Origin of the sequence: Acinetobacter sp. Lyrl_1 (assembly GCF_051948795.1) — a bacterium.
GTDB classification, from domain to species: domain Bacteria; phylum Pseudomonadota; class Gammaproteobacteria; order Pseudomonadales; family Moraxellaceae; genus Acinetobacter; species Acinetobacter towneri.
The window spans coordinates 1-3,039 of sequence record NZ_JAYJLK010000082.1; the positions used below are offsets into that span (position 1 = coordinate 1).

Below are 3,039 nucleotides of genomic sequence, written 5' to 3' on the forward strand. Positions count from 1 at the left end.
AATATAGGCTTTGTTGCATAAAGATTTTAAAGATAGAGCTTTCCTAAGTTGCTCAAATTTAAGTGACAACTTGGGTATGAGGTCTGCCTAATTCTGTAAATTTATTTAACACGGCTATACGTGCATGAACTTCATTGACCTGACTATCAAAACTCCTTGCGCTGAGTTTATCGCCTAATAATTTGATGCAATGCATCTTAGTTTCGACCAAACTTCGGCGATGATAGCCTGACCATTTTTTCCATAATGTCCTGCCGAAACGTTTAACTGTTCGAAGTAATTCATTTCGCTCTCGCGAATGAACTTTGTTACCTTTCCAAGGCTTTGCATTTTTTCTTGGTGGAATCACCGCATGCACTTGCCGATCTGCAATGATCTGACGGCATTGCTTGGTGTCATAAGCGCCATCCGTATAAACAAAGTCAATCTGCTCATCTTTAGGGATCTGATCAAGCAAGTTTCCAAGAACCTGAGCGTCACTCACATTATTTGTTGTGAGCTGAACAGCCCGTATTTGCAGAGTTTTAGCATCTATGCCGATATGTAGTTTACGCCATTGGCGACGATATTCAGGTTGATGTTTCTTACGTTTCCACTCACCTTCGCCTAAAAACTTCAAGCCAGTAGAGTCCACTAATAGATGTAGCCCATCACTACTTTTCTGATAGCTAATCAAAATATCAATATGCTTTTGTCTTCTACAAAGTGTGGTGTAATCTGGTGCTGTCCAATCTAGACCACATAGTTTAATCAGGCTTTGAACAAAGCCGGTGACCATACGTAAAGATAGACGGAATAAGGATTTAATCATTAAGCAGCATTGGATAGCTGCGTCGGAGTAGGTTTGATTTCGCCCTTGTTTGCCTTTTGATGGAGCATACTATTGCGTAGCAGGATCAAACCAAATGGCAATATTTCCGCGACTCATGAGTGCTCGGTTATATGCGGGCCAATTGGTTGTGCGGTAGATTTTGTGTGTAGGCTTCTTCATTTGAAAATTATATCGCTGAAAAAGCCTTTACAGATAGGTTTGTGCAACAAAGCCATTCTCAATCAAAAATACGAGCATGAACTCGCACTATTTAAACAGCACAAATTCGGCAGTAAAAACGAACATCTCACTGCAAAACAAATCCATCTCTGGGATGAAGCGGTCGAAGAAGATATTGCAGCCGTTGATCTGGAACTGGAACGGCTGAATGCAGATAAAACCGATGCAGCGACACACAAAGCCAAAGCAAATAAACCTAAACGTCGACTGCTGCCCGATCATCTACACACCATCCGTATTGAGCATGAACCTGCATCAACCCAATGCAGTTGTGGCTGCCAGTTACGTCGTATCGGCGAAGATATCAGTGAAAAACTGCATTTCAGACCGGCACAGTTCTACAAGGAACAGCATGTCCGTGGCAAATGGGTCTGTGATCAGTGTGACACCCTGACTCAGCAAGCGATGCCTGCCTATGTGATTGATAAAGGCATTGCTTCACCTGAACTGCTCAGCCATGTGCTGGTATCGAAATATGCCGATCATTTGCCGCTGTACCGTCAACGTCTGATCTATCAGCGGGCGGGAATCGAACTTTCTAGATCAACTTTATCTGACTGGATAGGTCGCTGCGGTGTAGAACTGGAACCTCTGGCCAATGCCTTAAAAGAGGTGGTACTACAACAGCAGGTGCTGCATGCAGATGAAACACCGGTCACCATCATGCGGATGGGTGAGAATGATAAAAAACCGAAGAAAGGTTATGTCTGGGCCTATGCCACTACACAGTACAATCCAGTTCAGGCGGTGATCTATGACTTTCAGGATAGTCGTTCAGGCCAGCATGCTGCAGAGTTCTTGAAAGGCTGGCAGGGTTATCTAGTCTGTGATGATTACAGTGGTTATAAAGCACGCTTTAAATCAGGCCAGGTCATTGAGGTGGGCTGCATGGCCCATGCACGTCGTAAATTCCATGAACTGCATGTAACTGGGAAAAGTCAGGTCGCTGAACAGGCATTAGTGCTGATTCAGAAACTGTATGCGATAGAAGCAGAGCTCAGGAAAAAGACCGATGGTACAGCGGAAGACCGCCGCGAATACCGACAACAGCATAGTCAACCAGTGATGCAACAACTATATGAATGGCTCAACCAACATCATCTGACGGTGCCATCGAGTTCTCCCACCGCCAAGGCCATCAATTACACTCTGAAGCGTTGGCCAGCTTTAAGCCGCTATCTGGATGATGGCAATCTACCGATATGCAACAATTGGGTCGAGGTGCGACACGAAGTCGCTTAATGAAGTTGTTCCCCCTGCGGGAACCACCCGTGTCACCGGGTGAATCTAGAAGGCTGAATAAAGAGCGCCTTCGACAATGTAACGAGGCACCGCAAGGTGCGGGGTATCAATCGTGAGAGGCGTACCCTTCTGGCAGCCATAGCCGGACAAGGGCTAGATAATCGGTATGGTGAACACATGTGAATCTGCGTAACGATCGTTAAGTTGAACGAGCGGAAATGGCTGATACGCTCGAACCAAAACGGTAATGGAGGTGGGAATTGCGTCTTTCGACTACGCATTCGTGACCCATACGCCTCCCGGTCGATAGCAGGCACCTAAGCCGATGTACTTCAGTAAGCGGAACGTGGAAATCCCGTATTACTCCCATTGGGAAAGCAGTTTGCAAAAACTGCCCATGGTGATGCGGGCGAAGGAACGAGGAAAAAGCGAATGCCAGTCTGTAATGGGTTGGATAGAGGTTGAAACATTACCCCACGCGAAAGCGGGCTGACGTCCTTATGGTCTCTCATCACAAGAGAGTGTGTAGAACCCTTTTAATGGAGGGAGAGCAAATGAATGCAGCAGTATCAGCGTGTGCACCTTCCAGCACATCGTGGGACAGCATCGATTGGATTGCTGTACAGCGTCATGTCAGAGGGCTGCAAGCGCGTATTGTGAAGGCGGTACAAGACGGCAGGCATAACAAGGCGAAAGCTTTGCAATGGCTGCTGACTCACTCGTTTAGTGGCAAAGCATTGGCCGTC

At 46.5% G+C, this 3,039-nt stretch carries 1 protein-coding gene and 2 pseudogenes; 2 read left to right on the plus strand and 1 reads right to left on the minus strand.

Annotated elements, in window-relative coordinates:
- Positions 1–58 precede the first annotated feature (58 nt).
- Positions 59–991: pseudogene (locus tag VF675_RS13520) on the minus strand (IS5 family transposase).
- Between the two features lie 51 nt (positions 992–1,042).
- Here VF675_RS13520 and tnpC point away from each other — a divergent pair.
- Together tnpC and VF675_RS13530 are read left to right on the plus strand one after the other, a co-directional pair.
- Positions 1,043–2,272 (plus strand): annotated as a pseudogene (gene tnpC / locus VF675_RS13525) (IS66 family transposase); the annotation flags it as partial.
- 560 nt (positions 2,273–2,832) lie between these two features.
- Positions 2,833–3,039: reverse transcriptase N-terminal domain-containing protein (locus VF675_RS13530; RefSeq protein WP_440205372.1), on the plus strand; the 207-nt coding region annotated here is incomplete at its 3' end.